Raw genomic sequence first — 18,718 nt, 5'->3', positions numbered from 1 at the left:
CTTAGGCATAAGTTGCTAATTATCGTTGAGGGTTCAGGGGTAAAGCAAGGTGAACGGTGGCTGAATTGTAGGTTTGGCGACGCAATAGGGACTTTGATGTGCAGCTTGTAATTGGCTTGTTTTAACCATGTTGCAGGGTGACATGATGCTCGGTGAATAGCTTATACTAAGCGTCGTTAGCGCTAAGTTAAGGGCGATAAGTGAGGCGAAATGACACAGCATAAACGCGGCATTTTTGGCTGGTTATGGTTTGTTGGCTGGCGCGCAGTGTTGGCGGTGCTGCTGCTGTTATTGCTGCTATTGATTACCCTGCGCTTTGTGCCGCCACCAACGTCGGCTTTTATGCTACAAAGCCCTTATCCGGTGCGCTATCAGTGGGTAAATATCGACACCTTGCCGGCACACCTGCCGTTGGCGCTGGTGGCGTCTGAGGATCAACGTTTTGTGCAGCATTATGGCGTCGACTTTGCCGCCATCAGCAAGGCGCTTGAGCAATATGACGATGGTGGCGGCCTGCGCGGTGCCAGTACTATCAGCCAGCAAACAGCGAAAAACCTGCTATTGTGGCCCGGGCGCAGCCTGGTGCGTAAAGGGCTTGAAGCCGGCCTGGCACTTAGCCTGGAGCTGGTTTGGGGTAAAAAGCGCATTTTAGAGGTGTACTTAAATATCGCCGAGTTTGGTAAAGGCATTTATGGTGTCGAAGCGGCCAGTCAGCACTATTTTGGCAAAACGGCCCGGCATTTAACGGTGAACCAGGCGGCCCGGTTGGCGGTTGTGTTGCCAAGCCCGCGCAAGCGCGACCCAACACAGTTAACACCTTATTTGCGGCAACGCGTGCAATGGGTTGAGCGGCAAATGCGTCAATTGGGTAATGGCTATTTAGCGCCTATGCTTAACTAAACCGAAATGAAAAAGGAGCCCTGGCCGATGCATCCTTTCCAGCGCGTAACTGCACCTGTCGTTATTTTGTTTCTTATCTGCAGCACTGTGGTTACAGCGGCAGAACCGGTTTATCGCCATGCTAACGAGCCTATAGGCACAGTGCGTCAGGTGTATGACGGCAAACTGTACCCGGATATTCAGGTTAATACCTTTCGTAATATTGACCGCTTGTTCCCAAGCCGCACGGTAAAGCGGGGCGGTAGCATTAGCCCGCTGCCACTCAGTTCTCAGCCGTTGGCGCAGTTCAGCTTTAGCCTTAACGGCCAGCAATATGATTTATATGATGTGCTGTCGATGAACCGGGTAGGCGGCATGCTGATTATCCAAAACGGCGAGGTGCAGTTTGAAAGCTACCAGCTGGGTAATGATCAGCACACGCGCTGGATGTCGATGTCAGTGGTAAAGTCGATTACCGCAACCCTGGTGGGGGCGGCGATACAGGATGGCTTTATCACGAGTCTTGACGATGCCATCGTCAGCTATCTGCCGCGTTTTAAAGGTACAGCTTACGATGGTGTCAGTGTTAAGCAGCTACTGCAGATGAGCTCGGGCGTGGCCTGGAACGAGACCTACACCGACCCGGCCTCTGACCGGCGCCGGATGTTAGAGGCGCAAATCAGCCAGCAGCCAGGCAGTATTTTAGATGTTATGGCGGCGCTGCCACGTGCGGCTGAGCCTGGTAGCGTATGGAATTACAGTACCGGTGAAACCCAGCTGGCCTCGGCATTAGTGCAGGCGGCAAGTGGCAAAACCGTATCGCAGTATTTGTCTGACAAAATCTGGTCAACACTGGGTATGCAGGCCAACGCCACCTGGTGGCTGGATGCCGCGCAGGGGCAGGAAATTGGCGGCAGTGGTTTATCTGCTACGTTACGGGATTATGGCCGTTTGGGCTTGTTCTGGCTAAATGACGGCGTCATTTCTGTTGACGGTAAAAAACAGCGGGTGCTGCCGGCAGGCTGGATGCGCACGGCAACTAGCCGGCAACAGCTTGGCGGTAAAACGGTAGATTACGGCTATATGCTGTGGCCTTTACATGGCAACAGCTATGCCGCTGAAGGTATCTTTGGTCAGTATCTGTTTGTCGACCCCGACACAGAACTGGTGGTGGTGATGTTAAGTGCTCAGGCCAAGCCGCTTGGCCGTGCCGGTATTGACGAGCATGCTTTTTTACAGGCGCTGTCGGCGCATTATCGCCAGTAGCTGGCAATACACTATAGCGAGATCATTCGCATAACACTTACACGGCCCGGCGGCGTTATGATTGCGCATTAGGCTGCGACGACAGGCCAAACTGCTGATCCCAGCGGGCCAGCCTGGGTGTCATAATGCGAAACCACAGCGGTGGAATTAACGCCAGTAAGATACAGCCAAGATAGCCGCTGGGTAGGGTTGGCGCCTTTGGCATAGCATGCAACTGATAAAAAGGCAGCTGCGCCCGGGCATGGTGATGCGAGTGACGGGTGAGGTTGAAACTGGCCCAGCTGCTGATGCGTTTATTGCTATTCCAGCTATGGTAAAACTGTACCGGCTCGTGTAGCTGTCGTCTCAGGCCATAATGCTCTACATAATTAACTATCTCGAGTAAGGCTTTAGCCAGCAGCGCGCTCAGGCTAAAGGCCAGTAACCCCGGCCAACCCGCCAGGTATAGCGCTAACACCGATAAAAATACTGACATCAATAGGCCACGAATAATACGGTTATGCAGGCTAATAAGGCGCTGTTGTTGCTTTTCCAGCCGCTGGGCTTCAATGCGCCAGGCATTGCGGTTGCCGCCCAGTGTTGAAAGCCAGATGTGCTGATACACATTGCGGCCGCGCGGGGCGCTGGCAGGGTCTCTGACGGTGGCAACATAACGGTGATGCCCGTAAACATGCTCAATGGCAAAGCCGATGTCCCAGCTAAAAGCAAGCAGCCAACGGCCGAACAGCATAGCTATGGGGTCAGATATACGGTGAGTCAGCTCGTGCGCGGGTATGGTGCCAAGCAGGGCAAACAATAACGCGGCCGCCACACACATAGCCGCGTAATGCCAAAAGGTGTTTTGCTGGCGTGCTGCCATCGCATCGTAACCGGTTAACTGCTGCGTCCAATGCGCTATACCGAGCAGATCGCCGTCTGACAGGCTCCACATCATGGCTAAAAACACCAGGAAAATAGCAGGTAAGGCGCTGTACAGTAACGCATTTAACCAGGCTGTATGCCGATAATCGGGCTCGCTGCTATCATCGCCGGCCAACAGGTCGCCCAACACAATCACCGCTGTCAGCGTCAGCAAGCCCAGTAGCATCCAGTGACCGCCCAATACTATGCCCAGTAAAAATGGCAGGGTTAACCAGTGAAATAAGCTGAATTTCAAATAGTTGAACATAAAACCTCCCGACGTTACCTGAGCCAGCCTAGTCAAAAAGCCTGCAGAGCAACAGGGTAGCACCTGCCAATTTATAGTCATTTACGGCCAAAGTACCGATTTTTGCTTAACAGTTAGCTACACTGGGCCAAACTGATGTTGCATCCAGCCAGGTTATGCCAGTAAACACCGCCGCCGCTAAAAACGTTGTACCGTTACAGTTAACGCTACCCAATCATTATCTGCGTCAACTGCTTGGGTTATTGAAAAGCCGTGGCGTTGACACTCAGCCTTTGCTGGTGCAGGCGGGCATGGCTGAGCACCTTATCGGGCAAGCTGATGCCACCGTGAGTTGGCAGCAGTTTCACCGCCTGGTAAAGCTCAGTGTGACCCAGTCTGTGGAGCCGGCATTGGGTCTGTATCTGGGCAGTCAGCTGACGATTACCACTCATGGTTTGTTGGGGTTGGTTGCGCTAAGTAGTGAAAATTTACAACAGGCGTTGCAGCTGATTTGTCGCTATATTTCTACCCGCAGCCCACTGATCAGCCTGCAGCTTAAACAAACGGCACAGCACACCACGCTGGTGTTAACCGAGCGTTATCCGCTGGCAGACATTAGCGCTTTTATGGCAGAAACGGTGATGGTGGCGCTGCATCAGGTATTGCAGGTACTAAGCGAGCAACATTACCAACCGTTGAGCTTGCATTTTGCCTATAGTGCACCGGCTTATCAAACGTTGTATCAGGCGTTTTTTCCCTGCCAGGTCTGTTTTGACCAGCCTGAGCACAGTATTTGTTTTGCTAACACCTGTCTTGCTATCAGCCCGCCCTTTGCTGACAGTGCATTGCAACAGCAATTAAGTTCACAGTGCGAACATGAATTGCAAAGGCAGCAACGGCAGACGAGTATCAGCGCAGCCATTCTCATGTTGCTGGGTCGCACTAAAGGCCGCATCCCGGATATCAGCCAGGTCGCGACTGAATTTAACCTGTCAGAACGTACCTTGCGCCGGCGCCTTAACGCTGAGCACAGCAGCTATCAGCAACTGGTAGTTCACTGGCGCCAGCACATGGCCCAGCATTACCTAACGCATACAACACTGCAGGTGCAGCAAATCGCCTATTTACTTGGTTATGCCGACCCTGCCAACTTTGGGCGGGCATTTCGCCAACAGTGCAATATCTCGCCACGACAATTTCGACAGCGCTATGTATTAACGCAGTAAACAGTAACTTTTACATCTTTAAACAGTTAAATCGTGAGGAGCCGTGTAAGGTAATTAAAGTTTAACAACTTGTTGCATTTAAGCAGGGAGATAAAATGCGAATTGCCGGAACACTGACTATTACCGCCTTATTAACGGCGTGCGGCGGCTCTGATTCAGAGCCAGAAACCAATACACAACTTTGGCAGGTGTCTGCTGCCGCAACCTCTACGGCACCGCTGACGCAGGTGAGTGGTGAGCCTTTAGCGCGTTACCTGCGTTACGGTTTATACGCCAAAGCTGACCAGCGCGGCCAGGGGGCAGGGTTACCCGCACCGGCAGATCCAGCCCCCGGGGCGACTAACCTGATCACTCAGGGCGTGGATGAAGCGGATCGGGTGAAATTTGCCAATCAACAGCTGTTCGTGAGCGGCATCGATAGCGATACCGACATGCCCTATGTAAAGCGTTGGCAACGCAACGAGGATGGCAGTTTAGAGGCACTGGAGCCTTTGACTTTAGCGGCGCCAATGCGCCAGGTGCGCGGGTTATACGCCACGGATACGCAACTTACCGTGCTGGGTGATGATCGTTACGGCAATGTGGTTGCCGCATTATCGCCACCAATGTGGGGGCAAGAAAATGGTGAAATCAGTGTGCAATTGTTTGAACAGGGTAACAGTGTTTATCAGTTACGTTTTGATGGCGATTTGATTGACAGCCGACGCACTGCTGATGCCTTATGGCTGGTGTCACGTTACCAGCCAGAAGTAGCTGGTTATAGGCCTTATGCTGCAACAGTAGCAGACAATGAGAGCAATATGCTGGTGCTGCAAAACGCCAGCCTGACCGACTTGTTGCCAACGCGCCGTTTAAATAACGGCGTGCCCGAGCCATTAGTGGCCTCGCAACAATGTTACCTGCCTGAAAATGCTGCAAGTGATGAGGGCAGTGACCGCATGGTGGTGCTCACCCGCATTGCCACCAGCGCACCTTATCAGACCGAAAGCAGTTGCATCCTGGCATCCGTGAATGATTTTTACATGTCGACCGAAAGTCTGTATCTGCACGGCACCATAAATTATGCAATGCATGCTGAAACGGTGTTGCACAAGTTTAGCCTGGGTGATTCTGCCGTAGGTTATCAGGCATCAGGCGTGGTGCCCGGCGTGATCAGTGGTAGTCAGCGGGCATTTTCGTTGTTTGAAAAACAATCGTATTTAATGTTACTTACCTCTGACTGGCCAGACGCAGAGCTGCATCGCTTGTTTGTGTTGCAACAACAGGGAGATAGCCTGAGCGTAGCTGCTCAGTTGCCGGATGCAGAGCAAACAGAGCAAGTGATTGGTAAACCCGGTGAAGACATTTATGGTGTGCGCTTTGTCGGTGACCGTGCCTACGTTGTGACGTTTGAGCGCACTGATCCGCTGTATACGCTGGATATCAGCAACCCATTACAACCTGCCATTATCGGCGAGCTGGAAATACCGGGTTACTCAGCGTATTTGCACAGTATCAATACCGAGTTATTGTGGGGCTTGGGCCAACAGATTGAGACCGATGCGCAGGGTAATCCTATCTGGATCAGTGCGGGGGCAAAGATTGCGCTGTTTAATGTGGCCGCCAACGATGCCGTGGTGCAGGATGAACTGATATTGGAAGCACAGTTTTCTCCGCTCGAGTACCAGCACCATAGCTTAGCGTTAAACTTGCAGGACGGGGTGACGCGTATGGCGCTGCCACTGAGCCGCTATGACCAAGCCACAGGGGAGCAAGTTAGCCTGCTCACGCTGGAAGTAGCACATAACGGTACTATGCAAAAAACCGGCGAGCTGATCCCGCAGCAGGGTTATGCTAGCAGCTGGGACGCCCGTACTGTGCTAATAGATGATGACATTTACTTTGTGTTGGGCGCTCAGGTGTACCATAGCCACTGGCAGCAACCTGAACAGCTGATAGCAGAATACTAGCTATGTGACCTAAGCGGCGCTACCTGTTGTATGCGCCGCTGCTTTTCGCCAACGCAATAAAGCGCTGGATGTGGCTGTTGTGCTTTTCCTGTTTACGGTAGCCAACGTAAATATGCTTGTGTATACCCTTGTCACCCAGCCTCACCGCCGCAATTGGCAGGTTATGACTGTACTCCTGTGCCAGCCATTTTGGCATAGCCGCTACACCGCGGTTGGCGGCCACCATTTGCAGAATAATGTCGGTCGCTTCCAGGGTTTTATGCGCTTTGGGCATACACTGCGCTGGCAGTAAAAACTGCTGAAAAATATCCAGCCGTGCAATGTCTACCGGATACGTCAGTAAAGTCTGGTCGCTTAGCTGCTCCGGGCTGATGTGAATTTTTGTTGCAAGCGGGTTTTGTTGGCTGACCACCAACACCAGCTCATAGGGGAAGACCGGCTCAAATTCGATGCGGGCTTTGTTGATGGGGTCGGGCGTGATCAGTAAATCAATGTCATAATTAAAAAGCGCCGCCATACCGCCAAACTGAAAGCGTTGCTTTACATCGATATCGACCCCCGGCGATTGTGCCAGAAACGGCTGCACTACCTTCAGCAGCCACTGGTAACAGGGGTGGCATTCCATACCGATACGTAAACTGCCTTTTTCGTTGGCAGCAAACTGGCGCAGTGTATCGTCGATGCGCTCGAACTGCGGCAACAGCCGGTTAGCCTGCTCCAACAGATACTCACCCGCTTCTGTCAGACGGATCTGCCGGCCATCTTTTAGCCACAGATTAACGCCGGCATGCTGTTCTAACTTTTTAATGCTATGGCTTAGCGCCGATTGTGTCAGGTGCAATTTAGCGGCGGCGGCGGTGACCGAGCCGCTGCGGCTGATTTCGCGCAAAATGCTTAGGTGGACTTTCTCAATCACGGCTAACTTATGAGTAAAAATCATTGAATGTATAAAATACAGCGTTTTTCTTAGTGGGTATAGCGCTTAGGGTGGAAACAGTGTTGGGTGTTGAGTGGTCGCTGATGGTTAATATGATGAATTAATCTCATGAAATAATGAGAAAGTATCATTTTTAATCATCAAATATTGCGCCTATGCTCTGCCGTATGTTTGGACGTCTGGAAGTCTTTTGTGTGGCGTCAATCAGCGATGGGCTATTCAGGCCCTGTGTTGGCAGTGAAGCAAAACAGGATGGCAATGATGAATAACGATTTTAGCTTTAGCATTACACGACAAGCCTTTGATGAGCATTATCGGCCGGCAGACAGTACACGGCTTACCACTAATTTTGCTAATTTGGCCCGAGGTGAAAGCCGGCAGCAAAATTTGCGCAATGCCCTTAGCATGATAAACAACAGGTTTAATGCCTTAGCGCAATGGGACAACGCTAAGGCAGACCGTTACGCGGTAGCGCTGGACATTATATCGGTTGATATCGAAATTAACGGCAGCAGCCAGCGTTTTCCGTCAATTGAAGTATTGCAAACCCATATTCTTGACCACCAAACCAACACCCGTCTTGCGGGTATAGTGGGCAATAACTTTTCGTCCTACCTGCGCGACTACGACTTTAGCGTGCTGCTGCTTGAACACAATAAGCAGCAAGCCCAATTTAGTATTCCGGCCAATTTTGGCGACCTGCATGGCAAACTGTTTCAGTGTTTTATTAACTCAGAAACATACAAGCAGCATTTTTCCAAGCCGCCGGTGATTTGCCTCAGTGTGTCAGATAACAAAATTTATTACCGCACTGAGAACCAGCACCCGGTATTAGGCGTGGAATACCAGCCAAATGAGCCATCGTTAACCGAACAGTATTTTCAGAAAATGGCTCTGCAGGTGCGATATTTTATGCCACCCAATAGCGTGGCACCGTTAGCGTTTTACTTTAGCGGTGACTTGCTGAATGACTACACTAATCTGGAGCTGATTAGCACCATCAGCACCATGGAAACCTTCCAGAAAATCTATCGCCCAGAAATTTATAACGCCAATGCAGTGGCGGGCAAGCGCTATCAGCCAAGCTTGAAAAACGCTGACCATTCGATCACACAAATCGTGTATGACCGTGAGGAGCGCAGCCGCCTGGCGATTGAGCAAGGCAAATTTGCCGAGCAGCATTTTATTAAACCCTATCTGGCCAAATTACAGCAGTGGAGCTTAGCATGACAATATTACTGCCCACCTCAACGGCTGGCAGTTTGCCAAAGCCATCCTGGCTGGCACAGCCGCAAACGCTGTGGTCACCCTGGAAATTGCAGGGCGATGAGCTGATGAAAGGTAAACAGGATGCACTTAGCCTGGCACTGCAGCAGCAACAACAGGCAGGCATTGATATAGTTAGTGATGGCGAGCAGACGCGGCAGCACTTTGTCACCAGCTTTATTGAGCAGTTAAACGGTATTGACTTTGTTAACCGCAAAATGGTGCGCATTCGTAACCGTTACGATGCCAGTGTGCCAACTGTGGTCGGGCCGGTATCAAGGCAACAACCGGTGTTTGTTGCCGACGCAAAGTTTTTACGTCAGCAAACCACGCAGCCAATAAAATGGGCCTTGCCTGGGCCAATGACCATGATCGACACTTTGCATGATGACTATTATAAAAGCCGCGAAAAGCTGGCATGGGAGTTTGCCAAAATACTCAATGAAGAAGCCAAAGAGCTGGAAGCTGCCGGGGTGGATATTATTCAGTTTGATGAGCCAGCCTTTAATGTGTTTTTTGATGAGGTTAACGACTGGGGCATTGCCTGTTTAGAGCGGGCCATCGAAGGCTTGAAGTGCGAAACCGCGGTGCATATTTGTTATGGCTACGGCATTCAGGCCAATACCGACTGGAAAAAAACGCTCGGCAGTGAGTGGCGCCAGTACGAGCAGATTTTCCCCAAACTGCAGCAGTCGAATATCGATATTATCTCCCTGGAGTGCCATAACTCGCGTGTGCCACTGGAGCTGCTGGCGCTTATCCGCGGTAAGAAAGTGATGGTCGGAGCTATTGATGTGGCTAGTGACAATATTGAAACGCCAGAACAAGTCGCCGATACCTTGCGAAAAGCGCTGCAGTATGTCGATGCCGATAAACTTTACCCTTGCACCAATTGCGGCATGGCGCCATTAGCGCGCCATATCGCCAAGGGCAAACTGCAGGCGTTAACCGCTGGCGCAGCTATAGTGCGCCAGGAGCTGCAGCGGCGGTAGCAGCTTAATCAAAATACCGACAGTTTACTGTTTGGCACATCGGTAACCAACATATGGCCGGGGCTGTGGGTAATGCAAAACTCCACCCCGGCATTGGCTATCGCCACTTGTGGTGTCACACCACAGGCCCAGAATACCGGTACTTCACCGGGTTTGATTGTTACCGCATCACCAAAATCCGGCTTATTGATATCACTAATGCCAATGGCCGCTGGGTCGCCAAAATGTACCGGCGCGCCATGTACCTGCGGGAAGCGCGAGCAAATCTGAATGGCGCGTATCGCATCGGCGGGTGTCATGGGCCGCATACTGACTACCATGCCGCCGTGAAAAACGCCGGCTGGCGCGCAGGCAATGTTAGTGCGGTACATCGGCACGTTAACCTTCTCGGTGATATTGCGGATTTCCAGGCCATCGGCCAGCAAGGATTCTTCAAACGAAAACGAGCAGCCAATTAAAAAGGTCACTAAATCATCACGCCAGTAGTCACGTACATCGGTCACTTCTTCAATCAGCTGGCCGTGGCGGAAAATACGGTAACGCGGCAGGTCAGTGCGGATATCCAGATCTTTTGCCAACGCTGGCATATCGATGGCACCGGGTGTGGCCGCCATGCCCAGCAGCGGGCAGGGCTTAGGGTTAAAATGACAGAACTGCAGAAAATCGGCAGCGTATTGCTTGGGCAGTATCGCCATATTGGCCTGCACAAAACCTGGTGCGAAACCCGAGGTATTGCCACTAAAGACACCGCTGCGACACTGTTGACGTAACTGATACGGCGTTAATTCAGACATAAGATTCTCCACCTGGCCGAGGCTGCCAGTTTACCCGACAAGGCGCGGTATAAACAGACGCTATCCATCGCTTTTGCCGATAGCTCCAGCAGCACGCTTGGAAGCATCAACATCACATCGTTTGATATTTCTTTTAGATATATAACATTGTAAATCACTATTTATTGGTAATTAAAATTCGCTTTATTATGCCAGGTGTATTGTCAGGATTGGCTTGCATGGCCTTTGTCGTTTTAACAGGTGGAACCCAGCACTCATGAGTATCAGTATTGAACAGGTCACTAAACGCTTTGGTAACTTTATCGCCGTCGATAACGTTAGCCTGGCGATAAAAACCGGCGAGCTGACTGCGCTGTTGGGGCCGTCGGGCTCAGGTAAAACCACCTTGCTGCGCATAATCGCCGGGCTGGAGCAGGCCGATAGCGGCCGTATCCGCTTTAACAACGAGGATATTACCGGCCAGCATGTGTCTGAGCGGGGTGTGGGCTTTGTCTTTCAGCACTATGCGTTGTTTAAACATATGACAGTGTTTGAAAACGTGGCTTACGGCCTTACGGTAAAGCCAAAAAAACTGCGGCCGAACAAGGCCGAGATAGCGAAAAAAGTCAATAACCTGCTGCAACTGGTACAGCTGGACTGGACAGCAGATCGCTACCCGGCACAGCTTTCCGGTGGCCAGCGTCAGCGTATCGCCCTGGCCCGTGCGTTAGCTGTCGAGCCCAAAGTGCTGCTACTGGATGAGCCCTTCGGTGCGCTGGATGCCAAGGTGCGGGCCGAGCTGCGCCGTTGGTTGCGTCGCTTACATGATGAAATTCATGTTACCAGTGTGTTTGTGACCCACGATCAGGAAGAAGCGCTGGAAGTAGCTGACCGCATCGTGGTGATGAACAAGGGCGCGATAGAGCAGGATGGCACACCCGAGCAGGTGTATGACAACCCGGCCAATCCGTTTGTGTATGAATTTTTGGGTAATGTGAATCTATTTCATGCCCGGGTAAAACAAGGCCATACCACCATAGGCAACGTTAAGTTAGCCTCACCTGAGCACAATAATGGCGAAGAGCAGGACGGTTTAGCCTATGTGCGGCCGCATGAAATTGATGTGTACAAAGCGCCGGTCAGTGACAGCTTAAAAGTGACGCTGGATTTGGTCACCATCGTCGGGCCGGTTGCCAGGCTGGAAGTGCTAAGCGATAGCGACCAGCAGCTTATCCATATTGAACTGCCCAAAGAGCAGTTTAAGCAATTACAGCTGGCGCAGGGTGATGTCGCCTGGATCCAGCCGCGTTACAGCAAAGTGTTTCTCGGTGAAAATATTTAACTTAATAGGAAGGCTTAACATGCAGATGATCAAAACCTTGTCTTTTGCTGCAGTGGTGGCGTTATTGTCGGCACCGCTTACGGCAAAAGAGCTGCTAAACAGCAGCTACGATATTGCCCGTGAGTTGTTTGCGGAGATAAACCCGCTGTTTATTGCGCATTATCAGCAGCAAACCGGCGAAACCCTGGAGATAAAGCAGTCGCATGGCGGCTCATCGCGTCAGGCACAGGCGATTATTCAGGGCTTAAGAGCCGATGTGGTGACCTTTAACCAAAGTACCGACATCGATATTTTGCACCAGCGCGGTAACTTACTGCCGGCCAACTGGCGTGAGCGGCTGGACAATAACAGCTCACCGTACTACTCCACCATGGCCTTTATGGTGCGCAAGGGTAACCCTAAGCAAATTAGTAGCTGGGCAGATTTAACCAAAGCCGATGTCGGGCTAGTGTTTCCTAACCCGAAAACCTCGGGCAATGCCCGCTACACCTATTTGGGCGCCTATGGAGATGCCTTACTGCGCTTTAATAACGACGAGCAGCAAGCCCAGCAGTGGTTAAAGCAGTTTTTAGCCCGGGTGGTGGTATTTGACACTGGCGGTCGCGGCGCCACCACGTCTTTTGTTGAGCGCGGTTTGGGCGATGTTTTAATTACCTTCGAGTCAGAGGTGAACAACATTATCGCGCAATATCCTGATCAACAGTTTGAGCGGGTCGTGCCACCCACCAATGTGCTGGCCGAGTTTCCGGTGGCCTGGATTGACAAAAATATTCAGCGTAATGGCACCGAACAGCAAGCGAAAGCTTATTTAACTTACTTGTACAGCAAAGAAGCGCAGCAGGTGTTGGCGCGCTATTTTTACCGCGTACATCACCCTGAAGTGGTGGCGGCCACGGCAGATCAATTCCCGGCAACAGAACTCTTTACTGTTGAGCAGAAATTTGGCGGTTGGGCGCAGGTGCAGCAGCAACATTTTGCCAGTGGCGGCCTGTTAGACAAATTGCTAGCCGAGGCTAAGCGCTAACCGTGGCATTTTATCGCAGCAACAACAGTAAGCGGGTGCTGCCGGGCTTTACCATTAGCCTGGGCAGTAGCCTGTTTTTTATCAGTTTAGTGATTTTGCTGCCCATTAGTGGCCTGGTGTTGCAGGTAGCGGGTCTTAGCTGGCAGGAGTACTGGGCCATTATCAGCGACCCACGCGTGGTGGCAACCTATAAAGTGACCGCGTCGGCGGCGGCCGTAGCCAGTGTGTTCAATCTGTTTTTTGGCTTGCTTATGGCCTGGATTTTAACCCGCTACCGTTTCCCGGGGCGGGTGCTGCTGGATGGTTTGATGGACTTGCCCTTTGCCTTGCCCACGGCGGTGGCGGGGTTAACCTTAGCGGCGGTGTTTTCAACACAAGGTTGGTTTGGCCAATATCTCGCGCTGTGGGATATTAAAGTGTCTTACACCTGGCTGGGCATCGTGGTGGCGATGGTGTTTACCAGTGTGCCCTTTGTGGTACGTACCGTGCAGCCAGTGCTGGAAGAATTTGGCCCTGAATATGAAGAGGCGTCAGCAACCCTGGGTGCCAGCCCGATACAGACGTTTTTCCGCGTCATCTTACCGGAAATTAAACCGGCACTGCTCACCGGTACGGCGTTGTCTTTTACCCGCAGTCTGGGCGAATTTGGTGCGGTGATTTTTATCGCTGGTAACTTGCCCTGGCAAACCGAAGTCACCTCACTGATGATCTTTGTCCGTCTACAAGAGTTTGATTACGCCGCCGCGGCGGCCATCGCCAGTGTGGTGCTCATTGTGTCGCTTACATTGCTGTTTATTATCAATGGTATACAGCAGCGTTATCAGCATATTACCGGTGGCCCCAAATGAATAATATCAGGCTTAACAGTGCGCAGCGCTGGCTAAAACCCTTACTGATCAGCACCGGTGTAGTGCTTACCCTGTTGTTACTGGTGGTGCCCTTGGTGTTTATTTTTATCGCCGCCTTTTCTGCCGGTATAGGTGGCGTTTGGCAGAATCTGACCGAGCCAGATATGCTGCATGCCATCGGCCTGACCTTACTGGTGGCAGGTTTAACCGTGCCGATAAACCTGGTGTTTGGTACCTTAATTGCCTGGTGTGTGACACGTTTTAGCTTTCCTGGCCGGCGGTTTTTACTGACCCTGATTGACATTCCCTTTGCGGTATCGCCAGTGGTGGCTGGTTTGCTGTACCTGTTGTTGTATGGCAGCAACGGCCCTTTTGCCGAGCTTCTGAACCAGTATGACATGCAACTGATGTTTGCCTGGCCCGGTTTGGTGATGGTGACGGTGTTTGTCTCTTGTCCTTTTGTGGTGCGCGAGTTAGTGCCACTAATGTCCACTTTAGGCACTGAGCAGGAAGAAGCCGCCGTGTTGTTAGGCGCCAGTGGCTGGCAGGTGTTCTGGCATATTACGCTGCCGAATATCCGCTGGGCGCTTTTGTACGGTGTGATCTTAACCAATGCCCGGGCGGTGGGTGAATTTGGCGCTGTGTCGGTGGTGTCTGGTACCATTCGCGGGCAAACCAATACTTTGCCGCTGCATATCGAATTACTGCAGCAAGACTACAATACCGCTGGAGCCTTTATTGCAGCGGCACTGCTAACCTTAATTGCTATTGCCACCTTAGTAGTAAAAGCGGTTTTGCAGTGGAAATTAGCCCGCGACGAGCACTGAGCGGGCGCTATCGGTCTCAGCATACCCACCCTTTCTGGCAGCATATATATCTAGATGGCCGTGTATCTCTATTTGATATAGCTAATAGTTATGAAATGCTTCTCAGTATGTTGCTGCAGGCATACAATAGCCGCATTATCAAAGTGGCCAAAGCGGCTATTTAGCGGATGTTATCTATGAAATTTAAAACGCAATTGCTGCACAGTAGCCATGGCGATCAGCAAACCGGCGCATTAACCACGCCTATTTATCAAAGCAGTACTTTTACCTATGGCACGGCGGCAGAGGGCAAGGCCCGCTTTGCTGGTGAGCAGCCGGGTTTTATTTATAGCCGCATGGGTAACCCGACAGTGCAGGCGCTGGAGCAGCAGCTGGCAAGCCTGGAGGGGGCCGATGAAGCCCTGGTGGTGGCCAGTGGTATGGCGGCGGTAAGCAGTATCTTTTATGCACTGGTCAGTAGCGGCGACGAAGTGGCTTTTATTGACCCGGTGTACGGCGGCACGGCAGCATTTTTAATCAATACGCTAAGCCGCGCCGGTATTAAAGTAAGCCGCTATGCCAGTGACGACGATTTACTGGCTAATATTAACCCCGGCACCAAGCTGGTGCTGTTTGAACCTATTACCAACCCTAATCTGAAAGTAACCGACTATCGTAAGGTTAAAGCGGCGGCAGCGAAAACCGGCGCCATTACGGTGTGTGACAACACCTTTTTAACGCCTTATTTGTTTAAGCCGCTTGAGCACGGTATCGATTTAGTGATGCACAGCGGTACTAAATATTTAAGTGGCCACGGCGATATTATTGCCGGTGTGGTCGCCGGGCGCACCGCGCTAATGCAGCCGGTGCGTACTATAGCGCTAAAACATATTGGTGCACCGATAGGCCCGCAGGAAGCGTATTTGCTGCAGCGCGGCCTGCGCACACTGGCGCTTCGAATGGATGCTCACCTGGCTGGTGCGGCCAAGGTAGCGGCATTTTTAGCCCAACACCCAGCGGTGGCTAAGGTCATTTATCCGGGCTTAGCCACTGATGCCGGTTACCCGGTGCTGGCCGACACCGTCGGGGCCTTTGGTGGCATGGTCAGTATTGAGCTGGAAGGTGGTTTTGACCGGGCGGCGCGTTTTCTTGATAGTCTGCAGCTGTTTACCCAAGCAGTAAGCCTGGGCGATTTAGAAAGCCTTGCCTGTCACCCGGCCAGCACCACCCATGCCGCAATGGATGCGCTAAGCCGCGCAGCTGCCGGGGTGACCGATGATTTAATCCGTTTAAGTATTGGTGTTGAAGATCCCGACGATTTGATAGCAGATCTGCAGCAAGCCCTGCAGGTATCTGCTTAGGCATTGCCGTAAATTTCTTTATTCGCCAGCCAGCGTTTTATCAGTTGCTCGCACGCTGGCGGGTTTTGCTGCCACAGCGTGGTGGCCAGTTGTTGTGCCTGCGGCAGTAACTCGGCATCGCGGCTTAAGTCGGCTATTTTAAATTGCAGCACACCGGTCTGGCGTGTGCCCAGCAGCTCGCCGGGGCCACGGATCTCTAAATCGCGCTGGGCAATCACAAAGCCATCGTTGGAATCACGCAACACACCCAGCCGGGCCTGTGCGGTTTTTGACAGCGGTGCATGGTACAACAGCACACAATGCGATGCGGTGCTGCCCCGGCCAACCCGGCCGCGTAACTGGTGCAGTTGGGCCAGGCCTAATCTTTCTGGGTTTTCAATAATCATTAAACTGGCATTGGGTACATCAACACCGACTTCAATCACGGTAGTGGCAACCAGTAAGTCCAGCTCGCCGGCACTGAATTGCTGCATCACTGCTTGTTTATCAGCGGCTTTTAACCGGCCATGCACCAGGCCAATACGTAAATCGGGCAGGGCTTGCTGCAGTAGCACCAAGGTGTCTTCGGCCGCCTGGTTTTGCAGGGTTTCTGACTCTTCAATTAAAGTACAGACCCAATAGGCCTGGCGCTGCTCGGTTTTTACCGCACTGCGCACCCGCGCAATGATGTCATCACGCCGCGTATCGGGTATCGCCACCGTAGTAACCGGCGTGCGCCCCGGGGGCAGCTCGTCAATAATGGAGGTATCTAAATCGGCATAGGCGGTCATCGCCAGGGTGCGCGGTATCGGGGTGGCGGTCATCACCAGTTGATGCGGATATTTGCCTGCAATACCACCTTTTTCCCGCAAGGCCAGGCGCTGATGTACGCCAAAGCGGTGCTGCTCGTCGATAATAATCAGTGCCAATTGTTTAAAGGCCACCTGTTGCTGAAACAAGGCATGGGTGCCAACAATCATCTGGGCGCTGCCATCGCTAATAGCGCTAAGCGTCGTTTGCCGGGCTTTGCCTTTGGTTTTACCGCCAAGCCAGGCCACATTAATGCCAAGCGGCATAAACCAGCGGGCAAAATTCGCCGCGTGTTGCTCGGCCAGCAGTTCGGTGGGCGCCATCAGCGCGACCTGATAACCATTCCCAATGGCTGTCAGCGCGGCCAGGGCGGCAACCAGAGTTTTACCTGAGCCAACATCACCCTGCACCAAGCGTAGCATCGGCAGATTTTGCGCTAAGTCGTGACGTATTTCTGCACTCACCCGCTGCTGTGCGCCTGTGGGGGCAAACGGTAAGGCGCTTAAAAAACGCTGCTCCAGTGCGGTATCAATGTGTAAGGCGATAGCGTTTTGCTGCTGACTTTGGCTGCGCAGCTTATACATGCTCAGTTGCTGCGCCACCAGCTCTTCTATAATCAGCCGCTGCTGCGCCGGGTGTTTACCCAGCTCCAGCAATTGCAGGCTGGCATCTGGCGGCGGGCGGTGAATATAGTGCAGTGCGTCGGCCAGTGACCAGTTTTGTGCCATATAGTCAGCCAGATATTCGTCCGGCGCACTGCTGCGTAGCTGCAATAAGGCGGCATCGGTTAGGTTACGCCAAGTTGCCTGACGCAAGCCCTCGGTAGTGGGGTAAATAGGTGTTAAGGTTTCACTGACTTCAGTAAGTAGTTCATCATTATGTACGCGGTATTCCGGGTGCAGCATTTCCAGCCCGCGCGGGCCGCGCTTGGCTTCGCCAAAGCAGCGCAGCAGCACGCCCGGTGTCACGGCATTTTTTTGCACGGCACTAAAATGAAAAAACCGTAGTGTCAGATAACCGCTACCATCTTTAATTTTTACCAGCCAGCTGCGCCTTTTTCCCAGCTGGATTTCACTGCTGACTACCTCGCCCAGCACAGTGCCGTGCATCAGCGGCATCAGATCGGCAATGGCATAGACGCGGGTGCGGTCTTCATAGCGCAGCGGTAAATGAAACAGGATATCCTGTAGGCTGTAGATACCCAGTTTATCGAGCTTTTCCGCTACTTTGGCGCCAACGCCTTTAATGACCGATACGGGCAGTTTGGCTAAGGAAGTACTCATCAGGGCTTGCGGGTGCCTACAAGGGGCGCTTGCGTAGGTTCGGCATATAAACGCGCCACGGTGCCGTCGGCAATCATGGAGGCCAGCTCATCCCGTAATTTGTCCGCCAGCGCTGCATGTGGGCTCAGGCGGGACAAGCCGATATGAATATAACTTGGCTGACCACGGCTTAAATCGATAGCCGCGCGGCGAAAACGGTGGGCATAGCCTGCGGTATTTTCGATGGCATTAGTGGTACTGACGGTAGGCGCCACCAGGCCATCAACCCGCTGGCGAAATACCATTTCCAGCCCGGATTCTATACTGTCCACTTCCACCACGTGACGCTGTTTCTGCTCTAGCAGCGTCATCATTGCCGGTGAATACAGATAACCACGAATGGTTACCAGCGTCAGCTGCTGCAGCTGGGCTTCGCTGTCGATACGTCTTTTATCGTCAGCACGCAGAAACAGGCTTTCCGGCACCGTCTGGTTATAGGGCAGCATATGCATAATGGCATCGCGCTCGGCGCTGAATTTCAGGTTGCTCATTAAATCTACCTTACCTTCAGCCATCAGTCGAAAACAGCGTGAAACCGCTGTTCTTGGGGTAAACACCAGGCTAAAACCGGCACGTTTGGCTAGCTCCTGCATTAAATCTACCGAAGGGCCAAAGGGGGTGTTTACGTCTTCATAGTGGTGAAAGCGCGGAAAATGGTCCAAACACCAAAGCAGTTGTGGCTGTATTGCTGTGCGCTGTGGCAGGGGCTCTTCCGCCGCAACGGGTTGCGCCGCCAACAGGCTGCACAACAAAGCTGGGGTGAGGTAGCGCTGCCACAGGTTTGCCATAGC

The 18,718-nt window shown here is 52.3% G+C and carries 16 protein-coding genes; 11 read left to right on the top strand and 5 right to left on the bottom strand.

Annotated elements, in window-relative coordinates; genetic code table 11:
• Nucleotides 1-210 precede the first annotated feature (210 nt).
• Both mtgA and ABGI61_RS00700 read left to right on the top strand, forming a co-directional pair.
• Nucleotides 211-900, top strand: coding sequence for a monofunctional biosynthetic peptidoglycan transglycosylase (gene mtgA / locus ABGI61_RS00705; protein WP_347595349.1), 690 nt, complete (start codon nt 211-213; stop codon nt 898-900).
• Between the two features lie 27 nt (nt 901-927).
• Nucleotides 928-2,145 (top strand): serine hydrolase domain-containing protein, encoded by a 1,218-nt coding sequence (locus ABGI61_RS00700; protein ID WP_347595346.1) that lies wholly within the window; start codon nt 928-930, stop codon nt 2,143-2,145.
• Nucleotides 2,146-2,200: 55 nt separating this feature from the next.
• Here the strand turns inward: ABGI61_RS00700 and ABGI61_RS00695 are convergent, their stop codons facing one another.
• Nucleotides 2,201-3,313, bottom strand: a complete 1,113-nt coding sequence (locus tag ABGI61_RS00695) for an alkane 1-monooxygenase (protein WP_347595343.1) — start codon at nt 3,311-3,313, stop codon at nt 2,201-2,203.
• 155 nt (nt 3,314-3,468) lie between these two features.
• Between ABGI61_RS00695 and ABGI61_RS00690 the strand changes: the two genes are divergently transcribed.
• Both ABGI61_RS00690 and ABGI61_RS00685 read left to right on the top strand, forming a co-directional pair.
• On the top strand, nt 3,469-4,518 hold the full coding sequence (locus ABGI61_RS00690) for an AraC family transcriptional regulator (protein WP_347595340.1): 1,050 nt from the start codon (nt 3,469-3,471) through the stop codon (nt 4,516-4,518).
• A gap of 95 nt (nt 4,519-4,613) precedes the next feature.
• Complete coding sequence (locus tag ABGI61_RS00685) at nt 4,614-6,467, top strand: beta-propeller domain-containing protein (protein ID WP_347595337.1); 1,854 nt, start codon at nt 4,614-4,616, stop codon at nt 6,465-6,467.
• 19 nt (nt 6,468-6,486) lie between these two features.
• Here the strand turns inward: ABGI61_RS00685 and ABGI61_RS00680 are convergent, their stop codons facing one another.
• Complete coding sequence (locus ABGI61_RS00680) at nt 6,487-7,383, bottom strand: LysR family transcriptional regulator (RefSeq protein ID WP_347595334.1); 897 nt, start codon at nt 7,381-7,383, stop codon at nt 6,487-6,489.
• Nucleotides 7,384-7,662: 279 nt separating this feature from the next.
• Here ABGI61_RS00680 and ABGI61_RS00675 point away from each other — a divergent pair, with 279 nt between their 5' ends.
• The gene (locus tag ABGI61_RS00675; protein WP_347595331.1) at nt 7,663-8,634 is read left to right on the top strand and encodes a DUF1852 domain-containing protein; all 972 of its coding nucleotides are present in this window, start codon (nt 7,663-7,665) and stop codon (nt 8,632-8,634) included.
• Nucleotides 8,631-9,662 (top strand): methionine synthase, encoded by a 1,032-nt coding sequence (locus ABGI61_RS00670; protein ID WP_347595328.1) that lies wholly within the window; start codon nt 8,631-8,633, stop codon nt 9,660-9,662. The genes ABGI61_RS00675 and ABGI61_RS00670 overlap by 4 nt, the downstream gene beginning before the upstream one ends.
• 8 nt (nt 9,663-9,670) lie before the next feature.
• Here the strand turns inward: ABGI61_RS00670 and ABGI61_RS00665 are convergent, their stop codons facing one another.
• Nucleotides 9,671-10,456, bottom strand: coding sequence for a putative hydro-lyase (locus tag ABGI61_RS00665; RefSeq protein WP_347595325.1), 786 nt, complete (start codon nt 10,454-10,456; stop codon nt 9,671-9,673).
• 256 nt (nt 10,457-10,712) lie between these two features.
• Between ABGI61_RS00665 and ABGI61_RS00660 the strand changes: the two genes are divergently transcribed.
• The 5 genes from ABGI61_RS00660 to ABGI61_RS00640 all read left to right on the top strand — a co-directional run bounded on the left by ABGI61_RS00660 (nt 10,713) and on the right by ABGI61_RS00640 (nt 15,816).
• On the top strand, nt 10,713-11,777 hold the full coding sequence (locus ABGI61_RS00660; RefSeq protein WP_347595322.1) for a sulfate/molybdate ABC transporter ATP-binding protein: 1,065 nt from the start codon (nt 10,713-10,715) through the stop codon (nt 11,775-11,777).
• A gap of 19 nt (nt 11,778-11,796) precedes the next feature.
• Nucleotides 11,797-12,801, top strand: a complete 1,005-nt coding sequence (cysP, locus tag ABGI61_RS00655) for a thiosulfate ABC transporter substrate-binding protein CysP (protein WP_347595319.1) — start codon at nt 11,797-11,799, stop codon at nt 12,799-12,801.
• Nucleotides 12,802-12,803: 2 nt separating this feature from the next.
• Nucleotides 12,804-13,649 carry a sulfate/thiosulfate ABC transporter permease CysT gene (gene cysT / locus ABGI61_RS00650; protein ID WP_347595316.1) on the top strand — a complete coding sequence of 282 codons (846 nt, stop codon included), beginning with the start codon at nt 12,804-12,806 and terminating at the stop codon, nt 13,647-13,649.
• Entirely contained in the window at nt 13,646-14,476 is an 831-nt protein-coding gene (gene cysW, locus ABGI61_RS00645; protein ID WP_347595313.1) for a sulfate/thiosulfate ABC transporter permease CysW, read from the top strand. The genes cysT and cysW overlap by 4 nt, the downstream gene beginning before the upstream one ends.
• A 176-nt stretch (nt 14,477-14,652) precedes the next feature.
• A complete protein-coding gene (locus ABGI61_RS00640; RefSeq protein ID WP_347595310.1) occupies nt 14,653-15,816 on the top strand; it encodes a trans-sulfuration enzyme family protein in 1,164 nt (387 codons plus the stop codon).
• Here ABGI61_RS00640 and recG read toward each other — a convergent pair.
• Complete coding sequence (gene recG / locus ABGI61_RS00635; RefSeq protein WP_347595307.1) at nt 15,813-17,888, bottom strand: ATP-dependent DNA helicase RecG; 2,076 nt, start codon at nt 17,886-17,888, stop codon at nt 15,813-15,815. The two genes, ABGI61_RS00640 and recG, sit on opposite strands and share 4 nt — an antisense overlap.
• Complete coding sequence (locus ABGI61_RS00630; RefSeq protein WP_347595305.1) at nt 17,888-18,715, bottom strand: substrate-binding periplasmic protein; 828 nt, start codon at nt 18,713-18,715, stop codon at nt 17,888-17,890. The genes recG and ABGI61_RS00630 overlap by 1 nt, the downstream gene beginning before the upstream one ends.
• Nucleotides 18,716-18,718 lie beyond the last annotated feature (3 nt).

The organism is Rheinheimera fenheensis (assembly GCF_039871805.1).
GTDB classification, from domain to species: Bacteria; Pseudomonadota; Gammaproteobacteria; order Enterobacterales; family Alteromonadaceae; genus Alishewanella; species Alishewanella fenheensis.
Note: the sequence above shows the minus strand (reverse complement) of the source record. Positions and strands in the feature narration are given on the sequence as shown.

Bases quoted from the DNA above. Each gene is read 5' to 3' on its own strand.
- mtgA (WP_347595349.1), top strand. From the start codon at position 211: ATGACACAGCATAAACGCGGCATTTTTGGCTGGTTATGGTTTGTTGGC.
- ABGI61_RS00700 (WP_347595346.1), top strand. From the start codon at position 928: ATGCATCCTTTCCAGCGCGTAACTGCACCTGTCGTTATTTTGTTTCTT.
- ABGI61_RS00695 (WP_347595343.1), bottom strand. From the start codon at position 3,313: ATGTTCAACTATTTGAAATTCAGCTTATTTCACTGGTTAACCCTGCCA.
- ABGI61_RS00690 (WP_347595340.1), top strand. From the start codon at position 3,469: ATGCCAGTAAACACCGCCGCCGCTAAAAACGTTGTACCGTTACAGTTA.
- ABGI61_RS00685 (WP_347595337.1), top strand. From the start codon at position 4,614: ATGCGAATTGCCGGAACACTGACTATTACCGCCTTATTAACGGCGTGC.
- ABGI61_RS00675 (WP_347595331.1), top strand. From the start codon at position 7,663: ATGATGAATAACGATTTTAGCTTTAGCATTACACGACAAGCCTTTGAT.
- ABGI61_RS00670 (WP_347595328.1), top strand. From the start codon at position 8,631: ATGACAATATTACTGCCCACCTCAACGGCTGGCAGTTTGCCAAAGCCA.
- ABGI61_RS00665 (WP_347595325.1), bottom strand. From the start codon at position 10,456: ATGTCTGAATTAACGCCGTATCAGTTACGTCAACAGTGTCGCAGCGGT.
- ABGI61_RS00660 (WP_347595322.1), top strand. From the start codon at position 10,713: ATGAGTATCAGTATTGAACAGGTCACTAAACGCTTTGGTAACTTTATC.
- cysP (WP_347595319.1), top strand. From the start codon at position 11,797: ATGCAGATGATCAAAACCTTGTCTTTTGCTGCAGTGGTGGCGTTATTG.
- cysW (WP_347595313.1), top strand. From the start codon at position 13,646: ATGAATAATATCAGGCTTAACAGTGCGCAGCGCTGGCTAAAACCCTTA.
- ABGI61_RS00640 (WP_347595310.1), top strand. From the start codon at position 14,653: ATGAAATTTAAAACGCAATTGCTGCACAGTAGCCATGGCGATCAGCAA.
- recG (WP_347595307.1), bottom strand. From the start codon at position 17,888: ATGAGTACTTCCTTAGCCAAACTGCCCGTATCGGTCATTAAAGGCGTT.
- ABGI61_RS00630 (WP_347595305.1), bottom strand. From the start codon at position 18,715: ATGGCAAACCTGTGGCAGCGCTACCTCACCCCAGCTTTGTTGTGCAGC.